The organism is Rohdeia mirabilis (genome assembly GCA_007750655.1).
GTDB lineage: Bacteria > Planctomycetota > UBA1135 > UBA1135.
This window is the reverse complement of sequence record CP036290.1, coordinates 3,287,249-3,302,672: the sequence shown is the minus strand read 5'-3', so window position 1 is coordinate 3,302,672 and position 15,424 is coordinate 3,287,249. Positions and strand designations below refer to the sequence as shown.

The 15,424-nt window shown below is 71.2% G+C and carries 10 protein-coding genes; all 10 read left to right on the top strand.

What is annotated here, in order from left to right; all coding sequences use genetic code 11:
• The first annotated feature begins 214 nt into the window (after positions 1 to 214).
• The 10 genes from Pla163_RS12325 (at position 215) to Pla163_RS12280 (ending at position 15,420) form a co-directional block, all read left to right on the top strand.
• Positions 215 to 1,213 (top strand): hypothetical protein, encoded by a 999-nt coding sequence (locus Pla163_RS12325; RefSeq protein ID WP_145188666.1) that lies wholly within the window; start codon positions 215 to 217, stop codon positions 1,211 to 1,213.
• Positions 1,213 to 2,568, top strand: a complete 1,356-nt coding sequence (gene fahA / locus Pla163_RS12320; RefSeq protein ID WP_145188663.1) for a fumarylacetoacetase — start codon at positions 1,213 to 1,215, stop codon at positions 2,566 to 2,568. Before Pla163_RS12325 ends, fahA begins: the two co-directional genes overlap by 1 nt.
• On the top strand, positions 2,565 to 4,541 hold the full coding sequence (locus Pla163_RS12315; RefSeq protein ID WP_145188659.1) for an acetoacetate--CoA ligase: 1,977 nt from the start codon (positions 2,565 to 2,567) through the stop codon (positions 4,539 to 4,541). Before fahA ends, Pla163_RS12315 begins: the two co-directional genes overlap by 4 nt.
• A gap of 47 nt (positions 4,542 to 4,588) precedes the next feature.
• A complete protein-coding gene (locus Pla163_RS12310) occupies positions 4,589 to 6,829 on the top strand; it encodes a S9 family peptidase (protein WP_145188656.1) in 2,241 nt (746 codons plus the stop codon).
• Positions 6,826 to 7,791 (top strand): arginine deiminase-related protein, encoded by a 966-nt coding sequence (locus tag Pla163_RS12305; RefSeq protein WP_145188653.1) that lies wholly within the window; start codon positions 6,826 to 6,828, stop codon positions 7,789 to 7,791. The genes Pla163_RS12310 and Pla163_RS12305 overlap by 4 nt, the downstream gene beginning before the upstream one ends.
• Positions 7,792 to 8,002: 211 nt before the next feature.
• Positions 8,003 to 9,688, top strand: a complete 1,686-nt coding sequence (locus Pla163_RS12300) for a GspE/PulE family protein (protein ID WP_145188650.1) — start codon at positions 8,003 to 8,005, stop codon at positions 9,686 to 9,688.
• Positions 9,689 to 9,737: 49 nt separating this feature from the next.
• Entirely contained in the window at positions 9,738 to 10,790 is a 1,053-nt protein-coding gene (locus Pla163_RS12295) for a type IV pilus twitching motility protein PilT (RefSeq protein ID WP_145188647.1), read from the top strand.
• Entirely contained in the window at positions 10,787 to 12,463 is a 1,677-nt protein-coding gene (locus Pla163_RS12290; protein ID WP_145188644.1) for a GspE/PulE family protein, read from the top strand. Before Pla163_RS12295 ends, Pla163_RS12290 begins: the two co-directional genes overlap by 4 nt.
• A gap of 148 nt (positions 12,464 to 12,611) precedes the next feature.
• Positions 12,612 to 13,784 carry a type II secretion system F family protein gene (locus Pla163_RS12285; protein WP_145188640.1) on the top strand — a complete coding sequence of 391 codons (1,173 nt, stop codon included), beginning with the start codon at positions 12,612 to 12,614 and terminating at the stop codon, positions 13,782 to 13,784.
• 121 nt (positions 13,785 to 13,905) lie between these two features.
• Positions 13,906 to 15,420, top strand: a complete 1,515-nt coding sequence (locus Pla163_RS12280) for a sensor histidine kinase (protein WP_145188637.1) — start codon at positions 13,906 to 13,908, stop codon at positions 15,418 to 15,420.
• Positions 15,421 to 15,424: the final 4 nt, after the last annotated feature.

Here is a 15,424-nt window from a genome sequence, read left to right as displayed (position 1 = left end):
AGCGATCGCGAACGAACCGCGAACGAACCGTGACGGAACCGCGGCCCGAACCCGAGCACGCTCCGTGAGGCTGGAGCGGTCCTTCCGGCCACCACGACCACGCCCTGGGTGTCCCCGGGCGCTCACCGACCCGGCGGCGGACGGGCGAATGAGGATAGGGCTGGGGGAGCGGGGCTGCGAGGGCCAACCGCCGCCTGTATCCTCCCCCGCTCGCATGAGCGAACCGATCCGATCCGGGCTGCGTGCCCCGGCCCTCGAGCCTCTGCTCGTCGGGCTCGTCGACTACGCCGGGACCTTCCCCCCGGCCGGCCTCGACCTCGAGGCGGCGGCGGCGAACTTCGCCGGCTACCGGCGCTCGAAGTGGGCCTGGGTACTGGGTCGCGCGGCGGTCGCCCAGGGGGATCTCTCGAGCCTCGCGGCGTGGGTCCGCGAGCACGACGCAGGTTCCGCCCCCTGGCCGATCACCGCCGTGGTGGGGGAGCGTTTCGACCGGACGGCCGACCTGGTGGCCGCGGCCGCCGAGCAGGACCCCGCTGACGACGGTCTCGCTGGCGCCGGCCCCGCCCTCGACGTCCAGGCCTTCGAGTGCCGCGTCGCCTCGGCTGCGGACGTCACCGCTGCCGCCCGCGCCCTCGCGCCGCTCGTCGCCGCGCCCACCGACGTCGTCGTCGAGGTCGCTGCCGACCGGCCCGACGACTGGGCGCCGCTCCTCGACGCGATCGCCGCCGTGGGAGCGCGGGCCAAGCTGCGCACGGGCGCGGTCGTCGCCGCCGCGATCCCGCCGGCCGACGTGGTCGCGCGCTTCCTCGTCGCCTGCGCCGCGCGCCGCCTGCCCGTCAAACTGACCGCCGGCCTGCACCACGCCCTGTGCGCCACGCGCGCGCTCACCTACGAACCCGCCGGACCGATCGGCCCGATGCACGGCTTCGTGAACGCCTACGCCGCCGCCGGACTCGCCTTCGAGCACGGCGCCGACGTGGCCACGGTCGAGCGCTGTCTGCTCGCCCCCGACGCGCGCTCGTTCCGCGCCACGTCCGCGGGACTGAGCGTCGAACTGGATGGCCGGGCCCCGGCCGTTCTCACCACCGACCAACTGCGCGAGCTGCGCGGACGCTTCATCAGCGCGTTCGGCTCGTGTTCCTTCGACGAGCCCCTCGAGGACCTCTGTGCCCTCGGATGGCTCGAGCACCCCGCCCGCACACCGGGCACCTGATGATCACGATCGACGAGACCCACGACCCCGCGCTCGAGAGCTTCATCGAGAGCGCCAACGCTCCCGACGCGGACTTCCCCGTCCAGAACCTGCCGCTCGGCACCGCCCGGCGGCGTCCGGACGGCAAGTCGTTCTGCGCGGTCGCGATCGGTGATCGCGTGCTGAAGCTGCGCGGCGCCGAGGAGTCCGGCCTGTTCGACGACCTGGACGCCGAGCTGCGCGCCGCCGTGCGCGAGCCGAACCTCAACGGCCTGATGGCGCTCGGCCGCGGCCCCGCGCGCGAACTGCGCCTGGCCCTGTCGCGGTTGTTGCGGCGCGGTTCGTCGCTCGAGTCCGACACCGCCACGATCGACCACGTGCTGATCCCGATGGACGAGGTCGAGATGCTGATGCCGGCGACCATCGGCGACTACACCGACTTCTACGCCTCGGTGCACCACGCCACGAACGTCGGGTCGATGTTCCGCCCGGACAACCCGCTGCTGCCCAACTACAAGTGGATCCCGATCGGCTACCACGGCCGCTCGTCCACGATCCGCCCGTCGGGCACGCCGGTGCAACGCCCGTCCGGACAACGCCGCCCCGACCCCGACGTCGATCCGGCCTTCGGACCGTGCAAGGGCCTGGACTACGAGCTCGAGGTCGGCCTCTTCTTCGGCGGCACGCACGAGCTCGGCCGTCCGATCACCATGGACGAGGCCGAGGAACACCTGTTCGGCTTCTGTCTGCTCAACGACTGGTCGGCGCGCGACATGCAGGCCTGGGAGTACCAGCCGCTCGGCCCGTTCCTCGCGAAGAGCTTCCTCTCGACGATCTCGCCCTGGATCGTCACGACCGACGCGCTCGCGCCCTTCCGCGTCGCGGCGCCCGAGCGTCCGGCCGGCGATCCGCAGCCGCTGCCGTACCTGTCGGGCGGCGAGAGCAAGGCCGCGTTCGACGTGAAGGTCGGCGCGCACCTGTCGAGCGCCGCGATGCGCGCCCACGACCAGCCGCACCTGCGCCTGTCCGAGGCCTCGTTCCGCGACATGTACTGGTCGCCGGCGCAGATGGTCGTGCACCACGCGTCGAACGGCTGCTTGATGCGCGCGGGCGACCTGCTCGGTTCGGGCACGGTCTCGGGGCCCGACGCTTCGGCGCGCGGCTGCCTGCTCGAGCTGACCTGGCGCGGCCGCGACCCGATCGCGCTGCCCAGCGGCGAGGAGCGGCGCTTCCTCGAGGACGGCGACGAAGTGGTCCTGACCGGCCACTGCGAAGCGCCCGGCGCACGCCGGATCGGCTTCGGTCCCTGCGTCGGTCGCGTGGTCGATCCGAACGACAGGAGCGCCGAGAAGGCCGCCGACAAGGCCACGGAATGAGCGATCGCGAGGCGTTGTGGAGCCCGTCGCCCGAGCGCGCGGCGTCGTCGAACATGGCGGCGTTCGCGCGCTCGGCCGCGGGTTTCGACGGACTCGAGATCGGTGCGGGCGACTACGCGCGACTGCACGCCTGGTCCATCGCCGAACCGCGCGCCCTGTGGAGCGCGATCTGGGACTTCTGCGGCGTCGTCGCGCCCGAGCGCGGTACCGAGGTCGTCGACGTCCCGTCCCGCATGCCGGGCGCGCGCTGGTTCGAGGGGGCGCGCCTCAACTTCGCCGAGAACCTGCTGCGCTTCCGAGACGAGCGGCGCGCGCTGGTCGAGTGGAACGAGGACGGCCGCGTGCGCGAGCTGTCCTACGCGGGACTCGCCCGCGAGGTCGCGCGCGTCCAGGCCGGACTGCGCGCGGTCGGCGTCGGCGTCGGCGACCGCGTGGTCGGCTACCTGCCCAACCGCAGCGAGGCCGTGATCGCGATGCTCGCCACGGCGAGCCTCGGCGCTGTGTGGTCGAGTTGTTCGCCCGACTTCGGCATCCAGGGCGTGCTCGACCGCTTCGGCCAGATCGCTCCGAAAGTGCTGTTCGCGGCCGATTCCACGCTCTACGCCGGCAAGCCGCGGCCCTACGGCGACAAGGTGGCGCGCGTCGTCGACGAATTGCGCGCTCGCGCGGACGGACAGCTGGCCGCGGTGGTGCTGTGCGGCGATCCGAGCGTCGTCCCGGCGGCGAAGGGCCTCGAAGTCACGACCTTCGACGCGTTCGGCGACCGCGACGCGACCGAGCCCGCGTTCGAACACCTGCCGTTCGACCACCCGCTCTACGTCATGTACTCGAGCGGCACGACCGGCCTGCCCAAGTGCATGGTCCACGGCGCCGGCGGCACGCTGCTCCAGCACGCGAAGGAGTTGGTGCTGCACACGGGTCTCACGCGCGACGACACGATCTTCTACTTCACGACCTGCGGCTGGATGATGTGGAACTGGCTCGTGTCGAGTCTGTTCACCGGCGCCACGCTCGTGCTGTACGACGGCTCGCCGATGGCACCGGACGCGCTCGGTCTGTGGCGCCTGGCCGAGGCCGAAGGCGTGACCGTGTTCGGCACCAGCGCGAAGTACCTGGCGCTGCTCGAGAAGAGCGGCGCCAAGCCCGGCGCGTCCTGCGACCTGTCGCGCCTGCGCACGATCCTGTCGACGGGTTCGCCGCTGGCGCCGGAGGGCTTCGATTTCGTCTACCGGGACGTGGCGCCGGACGTGCAGCTGGCCTCGATCGCGGGCGGCACGGACATCGTGTCGTGCTTCGCGCTCGGCAACCCGCTCGAGCCCGTGTACCGCGGCCAACTCCAGGGCCCCGGTCTCGGCATGCAGGTCCAGGTCTTCGGGCCCGACGGACGCCCGCTGCCGGTGGGGGAGAAGGGCGAGCTCGTCTGCTCGCTGGCGTTCCCGTCGATGCCCGTGTGCTTCTGGGACGATCCGAACGGGACGCGCTACCACGAGAGCTACTTCGCGCGCTTTCCCACGGTCTGGTGCCACGGCGACTGGGTCGAGCGCACGGAAGAGGGCGGCATCGTCTTCCACGGCCGCAGCGACACGACCTTGAACCCCGGCGGCGTGCGCATCGGTTCGGCCGAGGTCACGCGCCCGGTCGACGACCTCGACGCGGTCACCGAGTGCGCGGTCGTCGGTCAGGACGTGGACGGCGACGTGCGCATCGTGCTGTTCGTCGTGTTGCCGCAAGGCCAGATGCTCGACGACGGGCTGCGCGATACGATCCGGACCACCGTTCGCGAACGCACCAGCCCGCACCACGTCCCGCGCGTGATCTGTCAGGTTCCCGATCTTCCGCGCACGCTCTCGGGCAAGATCTCCGAGGCGGCGATCGCCCGGACCGTCAACGGCCAGCCGGTCGACAACGCCGACGCCCTGGCGAACCCCAAGGTCCTCGAACACTTCGCGAACCGTCCCGAGCTCGCGGTCTGACCCGCACGACGCCGCGCCCGCCCGGGCGCTCGCCTTCCAACCAAGCCATGATCGATCTTCGCCGTAGCGGCGCCGCCTTCGTGGCCGCGACCCTCGTTCTGTTCACGCCGTGCTGGGCAGGATCGCTGCAGGAGACGGAGGCGAGCGACGGTGACGCCGCGGCGGTCGAGAACCGCACCGACGTCGGCGACGACGAGGAAGAAGCGGCACCGCGCGTCGCACCGGCCGCCGCCGAAGCGACCCGCGAGGGGCGACCGGTCACGCTCGACGACGTGCGGAGCCGCGGGGTGCGTTGGAACGGGCCGAGTCCGCGCGCGCGCTGGGTCGGCGACGGGAACGTGCTGCGCTACGGCAGTGGCGACCGCACCGTCTACTTCGATCCCGAGCAGCGCATCCAGGTGGAGGAACCCGCCGCCGCCGAGCGCCAACCCGAGCCGCGCGTCCGCATCCAGCGCGGCAACCAGGTGGTGTACGAGGACGGTCAGGGTGGCTCGCGCGTGCTGGTCGAAGGTCGCGGCGACGAACGGCTCGCGGCCCTCGCGCCGGGCGAGCACTGGGCGTCGTTCGTCTCGGGGTCCGACCTCGTCGTCGTGTCGGTCGCGGACGGTTCGCGCTGGGACATCGGCGAGAAGAACCCGGAGCGGCTCTACGGCGTGCTCGACTGGGTCTACCAGGAAGAGGTCTACGGCCGCGGCGACTTCAACGGCCACTGGTGGAGCCCGCGCGGCGACGCGGTGGCCTTCCTCGCGCTGGACGAGAGCGCGGTGCCGACGTTCACCATCGTCGATCACGTGCTGCCGGGCGGGCTCGACGAGAATCGCGGCGTCGAAGCCGAGTACCTGCGCTATCCGAAGTCGGGCGACGCGAACCCGGTGACGCGCCTCGGCGTCGCGCACCCGGACACGAAGCAGATCGTGTGGGCGAAGCTCGACGACATGCCCAAGGGCTTCCTGGTCGTGCGCGTCGGTTGGATGCCGGACGGCGGGCGCATCGTCGCCACCGTCCAGGACCGCATCCAACAGCACGCCTGGCTCGTGCTGATCGATCCCGAAACGGGAGAGTCGACGCCGATCATCGAGGAGCGTTCGAAGAGTTGGACTCCGCGCCCCGACGCACCCCACTGGCTGAACAACGAGACGTTCCTGTGGGCCAGCCACCGCACCGGGTACCGCCACCTCTACCACTACGCGAAGGACGGCACGCTGATCGAGAAGCTGTCCGACGGCGACTGGGACGTGACGGAGGTGCTGTACGTGGACGAGTCGAATCGCACGATCTGGTTCATGGGCACGCGCGACGGCGCCCTCGGCCAGAACCTGTACTCGACGGTCTACGGCGAGGTGGACGGGCTGCCGCGCCGGACGAACGAGCGGGGCTCGCACTCGATCAGTTTCAGCGCGGACGGGCGCTACTACGTGGACAGTTGGTCGTCGCTCGAGCAGCCGACGGCCGCGCGCGTGATCGAGGCCGCGAGCGGCGACGTGGTGCTCGACCTGGGCCGGAGCCAGATCCTCGACGACGTCCGGCGCCTGCCCACGCAGCTGTTGTCGATCCCGGCGCGCGACGGCTATCGGCTCGACGCGACGGTGATCCTGCCGCCCGAGGGCGAGTTCGAGGGGCCGCGGCCGATCTTCCTCGACACCTACTCGGGTCCCGACGCGCCCAGCGTGCGCGACGCGTGGCGGCCGAGCACGTGGCACCAGTTCCTCGCCCAGCGCGGCGCGATCGTGCTGCAGGTCAACGTGCGTTCGGCCAGCGGGCGCGGTCTCGAGCACACGTCGGCCTGCTATCGCCAGCTCGGTGTCACCGAACTGCGCGACCTCGAGGACGCCGTCGACCACGTGGTCGCGGACCACCGCGGCGACTCGGGACGCGTCGCGATCGCCGGCTGGAGCTACGGCGGTTTCATGGCCGGCTTCGCGTTGACGCACAGCGAGAAGTTCGCGCTCGGTCTCGCCGGTGCCGGCGTCTACGACTGGCGTCTGTACGACACGATCTACACCGAGCGCTACATGAGCACGCCGAAGGACAATCCGAAGGGGTACGCGGCGTCGAGCGTGATCGACGCGGCGAAGGATCTGTCCGGACACCTGGTGCTGATGCACGGCACGATGGACGACAACGTGCACCTGCAGAACACGATCATGCTCGCCGATGCGCTGCAGAAGGCCGGCAAGACGAACTTCGACATGATGCTGTACGCGAACTCGCGGCACGGCGTCGGGAGCCCGCACCTGCTCGAGTACCGCTGGCGCCACATCCAGGAGCACCTGGGGTTGACCGAGTGAGCGCGTCCCCGCCCCAGCCGGCGCCCGAGCCGGCCTTCGCCTCGACCGTCTTCATGGTGCGGCCGGGCGCGTTCGGTGCGAACCCGGAGACGGCGGCGTCCAACGTGTTCCAGGCCCGCGCCGGGGACACCGCAGCCGACGATGCGACGCTGCTCGAGCGCGCCCAGGGCGAGTGGGACGCCCTGCACGAGGCGCTCGTCGCCGCCGGTGTGGAGGTCGTCGCCGAACAGGACCGCGACTTCGACGGTGTGCCGCCCGGTCCCGACGCCTGCTTCCCGAACAACTGGTTCACGACCCACGCGGACGGGCGGCTCGTGCTGTACCCGATGGAGTCGCCGACGCGGCGGCGCGAGGCCCGTTCCGCGTTCATCGCGCGCATCGCGACGGCGGTGGGAGCCACGTCCACGCTCGACCTGCGCGCGGCCGAGGCGGACGGCCGCTTCCTCGAGGGCACGGGGTCGCTGATCCCCGATCGCGAGCGGCGGATCGTCTTCGCGGCGCTGGCCTCGCGCACGGATGCGGGACTGCTCGCGGACTGGTGCGACGCGCTTCACTACCGAGCGGTGTCCTTTCGCACCGAACTACGCGGCGCGCCGATCTACCACACGAACGTGATGTTGGCCCTGGGCCCGGACGTGGCGCTCGTCGGCCTCGACGCGGTGCCCGACGGGAGCGAGCGCGCGACGCTCGCCAGCGAACTCGAGGCCACCGGGCGCGAGCTGATGCCTCTGTCCGAGTCGGACCTGCTCGCCTTCTGCGGCAACGTCCTCTTCCTGCGCACGCGCGCGGGCGACGGGGTCTGGGCCATGAGCGCCCGCGCGGCCGAGGCGTTCGGACCGCAGCGGCTCGCCCGCCTCGAGCGCACCGGCGCGATCGTCGCCCCCGACGTGTCCACGATCGAGGACGTCGGCGGTGGGGGCGTGCGCTGCATGCTGGCCGAGCTGATCGAACGGGCACCGTGAGTGGGCGTCGTGGGAGGCGCGGACCCGGTGACGGAACGGGTGCCCTCGGCTGGTATCCTCCGCGCCCCCGTCCGACCGGTCGGTAGTCCCGCGCGCCGCCGCGGCTAGGACCGGTCCCGCTCGCACCCGCTTCGGCGGTGCGTCCGAGCGGCGGCGGGTGTCTACACCGTTCCCGCCCCCTCCCGCTGCATTCCCGACCACCGATCCCCCCTTGGCCAACGAACTCGGAGAGATGCTCATCGCGGCCGGCGTCGTCGATGCCGACAAGGTCCGCGCCGCCCTCGTCTGGGCCCGCGAACGCCGCAAGACCCTGGCCGAGGGTCTGATCGAGCTGGGGCACGCGGACGAGGCCAGCGTCTACCGCGGCCTGGCGAAGATCGAGGGCCTGCCCTTCGTGGACCTGTCCAAGGGCAACGTGAGCGAGCAGGTGCTCCAGATGGTGCCCGCCGACCTGGCCGTCGAGCAACGCATCGTGCCGGTGATCGAGAAGGGCGGCGCCCTGGTGGTCGCGGTGGACGATCCCTCGAAGCGGATCGTGGCCGACCAGCTGCAGTTCCAGCTGGGGCGCGACGTGCGCTGCGCGTTGACGACGCCCAAGGCCCTGTCGAGCGCGCTGGCCAAGTACTACGGCGATTCGGACGCGGCGGTCGGTGCCACGGCGGACGCGCTCGAAGCGTCGCTCGTCGCGGGCGCGGACGGCGACGACGCGCCGGTCATCCGCCTGGTGGGGCGCATGTTCGCCGACGCGCTCAAGCTGCGCGCCTCGGACATCCACCTCGAGCCCGAGCAGGCCGGTCTGCGCGTGCGCTACCGCATCGACGGCGTGCTGCGCGAGATCGCCATGCACCCCCAGCACCTGGCCGCGCCGCTGGTCAGCCGCCTGAAGGTCATGGGCTCGATGGACATCGCCGAGAAGCGCAAGCCCCAGGACGGGCGCATCGAGGTGAAGCTCGGGACGACGCAACTGGACGTGCGCTGTTCGATCCTGCCGTCGAACCACGGCGAGACGATCGTCATGCGCCTCCTGGACCGCAACGCGAACCTGTTGTCGCTCGCGGACCTCGGCTTCGACGGCGAGGACCAGAAGTGGTTCGACCGCCTGATCTCGCGGCCCAACGGCATCGTCCTGGTGACGGGCCCGACGGGTTCGGGCAAGACCACGTCCTTGTACGCGGCGCTGCGAGCGCTCAACCGGCCGGACGTGAAGATCATCACGGCCGAGGATCCGGTCGAGTACCACATCAGCGGCATCAACCAGGTGCAGGTGAACAAGAAGGTCGGCCTGACCTTCGCGCGCATCCTGCGGGCCATGCTGCGCGCCGCGCCGAACGTCATCCTGGTCGGCGAGATCCGCGACCTCGAGACGGCCGAGGTGGCCGTGCAGGCCGCGCTCACCGGTCACCTCGTGTTCAGCACGCTGCACACGAACGACGCGGCCAGCGCGATCACGCGCCTGATCGACATGGGCATCCAGCCCTTCCTCGCTTCGGCCGCCGTGCAGGGCGTCATGGCCCAGCGCCTGGTGCGCCGCCTGTGCCCCGAGTGCCGCAAGCCGTACGAGGCCGAGCCCGAGGAACTGCGCGCGCTCGGACTGGAACCCAGCGCGCACGTCGGGACGACCTTCTACCGTCCCGGCGGCTGCACGACCTGCGAAGGCGTCGGCTACAAGGGCCGCGTCGGTCTGTTCGAGCTGCTCGAGCTCGATCCCGCCCTGCGCGAGATCATCTTCGAGGGCAACTCGCTCGATCTGTTGCGCCGCACGGCGGAGAACTCGGGGCGCCTGCGCTCCCTGCTCACCGACGGCGCCCGCAAGGTCATGGCCGGCACCACCAGCGTCTCCGAGGTGCTGCGCGTGACGCGCGCCGCCGGAGCGCTCGAGGTGGTCGAGGCCGACTGAGACGCACACCGCACGCCGCCCGCCCGCACGCACGACCGCTCCCCATCCCATGACGATCCAACAACTCCTCGCCCAGGCCATCGAGCGCGGCGCGTCCGACCTGCACCTCGCTCCCGGTCGCCCGCCGGTGTTCCGCATCTCCGGCCGCTTGGTCGAGCTCTCCGACGAGAAGCTCACGGGCGAGCGCGCCAAGGAACTCGCGCGCGGCATCTGCACCGAGACCGGCTGGGCGGAGGTCGAACGCATCGGCACGACCGACTTCGCGCTCGAGCACGAGTCGGGCAACCGCTTCCGGGTCAACGTCATGCGCACGCGCGCCGGCATCGGAGCGGTGCTGCGACTGATCCCGCAGGACCTGTTGTCGATGGAGGCGCTCGGCCTGCCCGAGAAGTGCCGCGAGCTTCTGAAGCGACCGCGCGGACTGGTCCTCGTCACCGGACCGACGGGTTCGGGCAAGTCGACCACGCTGGCGTCGATGATCGACTGGATCAACACGCACCAGGACCGCCACATCATCACGATCGAGGACCCGGTCGAGTTCCGGCACACGCACAAGAAGGGCATCGTCACCCAGCGCGAGGTCGGCGAGGACGTGCCCGACTTCCCCGAGGCGCTGCGCCGCGCCCTGCGCGAGGACCCGGACGTGATCCTGGTCGGTGAGATGCGCGACCTCGAGACGATCGCCGCCGCCATCACCGCGGCCGAGACCGGTCACCTCGTGTTCGGCACGCTGCACACGACCGGTTCCGCGCGCACCGTCGACCGGATGATCGACGCGTTCCCGGCGAACCAGCAGGAGCAGATCCGCGCCCAGCTGTCGGTCTCGGTGCAGGCCGTCATCTCCCAGGCGCTCCTGTCGCGCAAGGACGGCAACGGGCGCATCGCGGCCTTCGAGGTGATGCTGATGACCCCGGCGATCGGCAACCTCATCCGCAAGAACGAGACGAACAAGATCCAGTCGACGATCCAGACCTCGCGGCGCTTCGGGATGGTCACGCTCGACGACTACCTGCTCGACCTGGTGCGCCAGGACGCGATCACGAAGGACACGGCCCTCGACGCCGCGCAGGACCGCGCGGACCTGGAGGCGCGCCTCGGATGAGCGCCAACGCCACAACGGGCCGCCGCCTCGTCGGCCAGATCCTGAAGGCGAACGGAGTGCTCTCCGAGGCCCAGGTGCAGCAGGCGCTCGGCGAGCAGCGCAAGCACGGCGGACTGATCGGTCAGCACTTCACGGCGATGAAGCTCTGCACGCCCGATCAACTGGCGGCGGCACTCGCCGAACAGGCCGGCCTCGAGTCCGTGCCCGCCGACGCGCTCGTCTCGACGCCCGAGGCCCTGGAACTCGTCGACGGCAGCACGGCGCACACGTTCCGCGTGCTGCCGCTGCGGGTCGAAGGGGGAGAGCTGATCGTGGCGCTCGCGGATCCGCTGAACACGGCGGTGCTCGACGACCTCGGCTTCGCGACCGGCCGCACCCTGCGCGCGGTCGTGGCCGAGTCGAAGGCGATCGAAGCCGCGATCCGACGGGAGTACGGCGAGGAGCAGAGCCTCTCGGACGCCGTCGCCGCCGCCGCGAAGTCGCTCGACGGCTCCGGCGATCCGGGCGCGAGCGCGCCGGTCGTGCGCCTTCTGAACTCGATCCTGCACCGCGCGATCCGCGACCGCGCGAGCGACATCCACTTCGAGACCTACGAGGACGACTTCCGGATCCGCTACCGCGTCGACGGCGCGCTGTACGAGGTCGAGTCGCCGCCGCGGCACCTGGCTTCGGCGCTCATCTCGCGCATCAAGGTGCTGTCCGACCTCGACATCGCCGAGACGAAGCTGCCCCAGGACGGGCGCATCGCGCTGGCGATCGACGGGCGCGCGGTGGACCTGCGTGTGGCGACGTTGCCCGGCATCTCGGGCGAGGGCGCGGTGCTGCGCGTGCTCGACCGCAGCGCCGTCAGCCTCGACCTGAAGGCGCTCGGCTACGAGCCGCGCGACGAGAAGCTGCTGCGCCAGATGACGCGCCTGCCGAACGGGATCGTGCTGGTGACGGGGCCCACGGGCTCGGGCAAGACGACGACGCTCTACGCGATGCTCAACGAGGCCAACGACCCGACCGTGAAGATCATCACGGTCGAGGATCCGGTCGAGTACGACATCGAGGGCGTGGTGCAGGTGCCGATCCACTCGGACATCGGCGTGGACTACGCGGCGGTGCTGCGCACGGTGCTGCGCCAGGACCCGGACAAGATCCTGGTGGGGGAGATCCGCGACCGCGAGACGGCCGCGACCGCCATCGAAGCCAGCCTCACCGGACACACCGTGTTCGCCACGGTCCACACGAACGATGCCCCGAGCGCGATCACCCGTCTGCTCGACATGGGGATCGAGGCCTTCCTCCTGGCCGCGACGCTCGAGACCGTGGTGGCGCAGCGTCTGGTCCGCCGGGTCTGCCCGCACTGCAAGCAGGGCTTCGTGCCCGACGAGGAGCTGCTGCTCGAGCTCGGCCCCGACGCGAAGCTGCTCGCCGGCCGCGAGGTCTTCTTCGGCAAGGGCTGCAAGGAGTGCTTCCACACCGGCTACCTCGGGCGGACGGCGATCAACGAGATCATGATCCTCGACGACGACCTGCGCGGCCTGGTGCTCGCGAACGCCTCGACCGCCGTCGTGCGCGACATGGCCCGCAAGCACGGCATGCGCACCCTGCGCGAGGCCGGACTGGGCGCCGTGGCCCGCGGCGACACGACGATCGAGGAGATCCTGCGCGAGACGGCTCCCGTCTGAGTCGCGAGCGCGTCGCGGCGCGAGGCCGGGACGCCCGGGCGCTTTCGCCGGCCACTCCCAGGCGCTACCGTCCTCGGTCACGCGGACCGGCGGCGGCCTCCCCGGGCGGCCGAATCCTGGCTACTGGCCGGCACCACGACCCCATCCCATGGCGAAGAAGCTCAACAGAACGGTCAGCGCGAAGGGCCGCGGCACGAGCGGTGCTTCCGCGGGCCGCAGCTCCGGGAGCGGCGGCTCGGGCAACGCACGCGGAGCCAAGAAGAAGGGCGAGGGGCGGCGCGTGGCCGGCGACCTGGTCACGGACTTCACGCACCAGCTCGCGACGCTGACCGAGGCCGGCATCCCGGTGGTGCGCGCGCTCCAGATCCTCGAGGGCCAGGCCAAGGCCGGACCGTTCAAGGCCCTGATGGGCGAGCTGGTCGAGGACGTCTCCTCGGGCACGCCCCTGTCCGAGGCGATGGGCAAGCACTCACGCGTCTTCGACAACCTGTTCGCGGCGATGGTCCGCGCGGGCGAGACGGGCGGTGTGCTCGACGTGGTCCTGCTGCGCATCGCCGACTTCCGCGAGCGCGCCGCCGAGATCCGCAGCAAGATCCTCTCGGCGATGATCTACCCGGCGGTGGTCATCGTCGTGGCCCTGGGCGTGATCGCGGCCGCGATGGCCTTCGTCATCCCGAAGTTCGGCGAGGTGCTCAGCTCGCTCGGCGGCGAACTGCCGGCGCCGACGCGGATCCTCCTCGGCCTCAGCGACTTCACCGTCCAGTACTGGTACGCCGTGCTCGGTGTGCCGGTCCTGTTGATCGTGCTGCACGTCGTGATGATGCGCGCGAGCGGCGGGTACCGCTACTTCATCCACGGCCTGTTGATGCGGTTGCCGTACCTCGGCGCCATTCTCAAGCAGGGCGAGATCGCCGCGTTCAGCCGCACGTTCGGAACCCTGGTCCAGGCCGGCGTCCCGCACCTCGACGCGCTCGGCATCGCGCGCGACACGACCGACAACGAAGTGTTCTACGGCGCGATCGACGACGTGCGGACGACCGTGCGCGAGGGCGAGACCATCTCGCGCCCGATGGTCGAGTCGGGCACGTTCGACGCACTCGTGTGCAACATGGTCGAGGTCGGCGAGCAGACCGGTGAACTGGACACGATGCTGCTCAAGGTGGCCGCGGCGTACGAGAACCAGGTCAAGCGCAAGATCGACCTGTTCTTCCGCGTGCTCGAGCCGATGCTGCTCGTCATCATCGCGGCCATGGTCGGATTCCTGGTCGTGGCGATGTTCCTGCCGCTGCTCAAGATCACCTCGTCCTTCGCGGCCGCGTGATCCCAGGTGCCAGACGCCAGTCAGGAGCCACTGACCCGGGCGGTGCCGCTTCCAGCGTCACCGTTCGTGAGGGCGCGCTCGTGAGCGCACCGTTGCCGACCGGGTCTCTCGGAGCGCGGCCGTGAAAGCGCGCCTCGGACTGCGCGTGTTCGCGCTCCTGGCGGCGCTCAATCTGGCGGTCTTCGCCGGCGTGGGCACGTTCCTGACCGATCGGATCGAAGAACAGCGCTCGGAGCTCGTGGCCGAGTTCCGCGAGCAGATCGTGGCCACGCTCGAGGGCACGATCCTGCCCAAGGGCGGCCTCAACGTGGCGCGCATCCTCGACTGGCCGGGTTGGTCGAACGTGGCCGAGGCGCTGGTGGTGGACCGCAACCTCGAGCGCGCCCCGAACGGCAGTCTGACGCCGCGCGGCGTGGCGCTGCACCCCAAGGGCCAGGTGGCACCGATCGCCCGCCGCGAGCCGGTGCTCGAGAGCCTCGCCGTCTGCATGGAGTCCGGACAGCGCCAGGCCGTCGCCGGCGGTTTCGCCGTGCCGCTGGTCGTCGAGGGCCGGACCTGGGGCGGTCTGTGGTTCGCGCCGCGCCTGGATCGCACGGGCGCGGACCTGTCGCGACTGTTGTGGTCGGGCTTCGCGGTCTCCACGGTGCTCCTGTTGGTGGGGACGTTCGCCGCTCTACAGCCACTCGTGATCGCGCCCGTGCGTCGACTCGCCTCCGCCGCGTCGCGCGTCACCGCCGGCGATCTGGCGGCGCGCGTCGAGACCTCGGACTCGGGCGACGAGATGAGCGAGCTCCTGCACGCGTTCAACCGCATGGCAGAGCGCGTCGAGACTCTGACGCTCGACCTCGAGTCCGAGGTGGCCGACGCGCTGCAGCTCGCGCGCAAGGCCGAGGCGGCGGCGCTCATCCAGAAGCGCCTGGCCGCGATGGGCGAGTTGGCGGCCGGCATCGCCCACGAGATCAACAATCCGCTCGGCGGCCTGCAGAACGCCGTGCGCTCGCTGCAGTCGGCCGAGCTCGCGCCCGAGCGGCGCGCGCGCTATCTGAGACTGCTGGCCGACGGACTCGAGCGCATCGAGGGCACCGTCGCGAAGGTGCTGCGCATGGCGCCGCGCCAGACGGCCGCGGCTCCGGTGGATCTGCGCGAGGTCGTGCGCGACGCGGCCGCGCTCGTGCGGCACCGCGTCGAGGCGGCTGGCCACGAACTCGTGGGCACGCTCGACGGTGCGCCGTACGTGCCCTGGGCCAGCGGCGAGCTCGATCCGCGCGGCGCCCTGTGGGTGATCGGCGCGCGTCACGAACTGGGCCAGGCCGTGCTCAACCTGTTCGCCAACGCGCTCGACGCGCTGGACGAGCGCAGCGCGGCGGGACCCGGTCGTCTCGAGGTCGTGCTCGCGCGCCGCGGCCAGGACGTGCTCCTGGAAGTGCGCGACGACGGCCCGGGCGCGCCGCCCGAGGATCTCGATCGCCTGACCGATCTGTTCTTCTCGACCAAGGAGGTCGGCAAGGGCACGGGACTGGGCCTCGCGATCGTGCACAACGTGATCGACACCCACGGCGGCCAGCTCGAACTGAGTTCGCCCGCGGGCGGTGGATTCGTCGCCACCTGCATCCTGCCGGGAGCTCCCGCGTCGTGAGGTT

Bases quoted from the DNA above. Each gene is read 5' to 3' on its own strand.
- Pla163_RS12325 (WP_145188666.1), top strand. From the start codon at position 215: ATGAGCGAACCGATCCGATCCGGGCTGCGTGCCCCGGCCCTCGAGCCT.
- fahA (WP_145188663.1), top strand. From the start codon at position 1,213: ATGATCACGATCGACGAGACCCACGACCCCGCGCTCGAGAGCTTCATC.
- Pla163_RS12315 (WP_145188659.1), top strand. From the start codon at position 2,565: ATGAGCGATCGCGAGGCGTTGTGGAGCCCGTCGCCCGAGCGCGCGGCG.
- Pla163_RS12310 (WP_145188656.1), top strand. From the start codon at position 4,589: ATGATCGATCTTCGCCGTAGCGGCGCCGCCTTCGTGGCCGCGACCCTC.
- Pla163_RS12295 (WP_145188647.1), top strand. From the start codon at position 9,738: ATGACGATCCAACAACTCCTCGCCCAGGCCATCGAGCGCGGCGCGTCC.
- Pla163_RS12290 (WP_145188644.1), top strand. From the start codon at position 10,787: ATGAGCGCCAACGCCACAACGGGCCGCCGCCTCGTCGGCCAGATCCTG.
- Pla163_RS12285 (WP_145188640.1), top strand. From the start codon at position 12,612: ATGGCGAAGAAGCTCAACAGAACGGTCAGCGCGAAGGGCCGCGGCACG.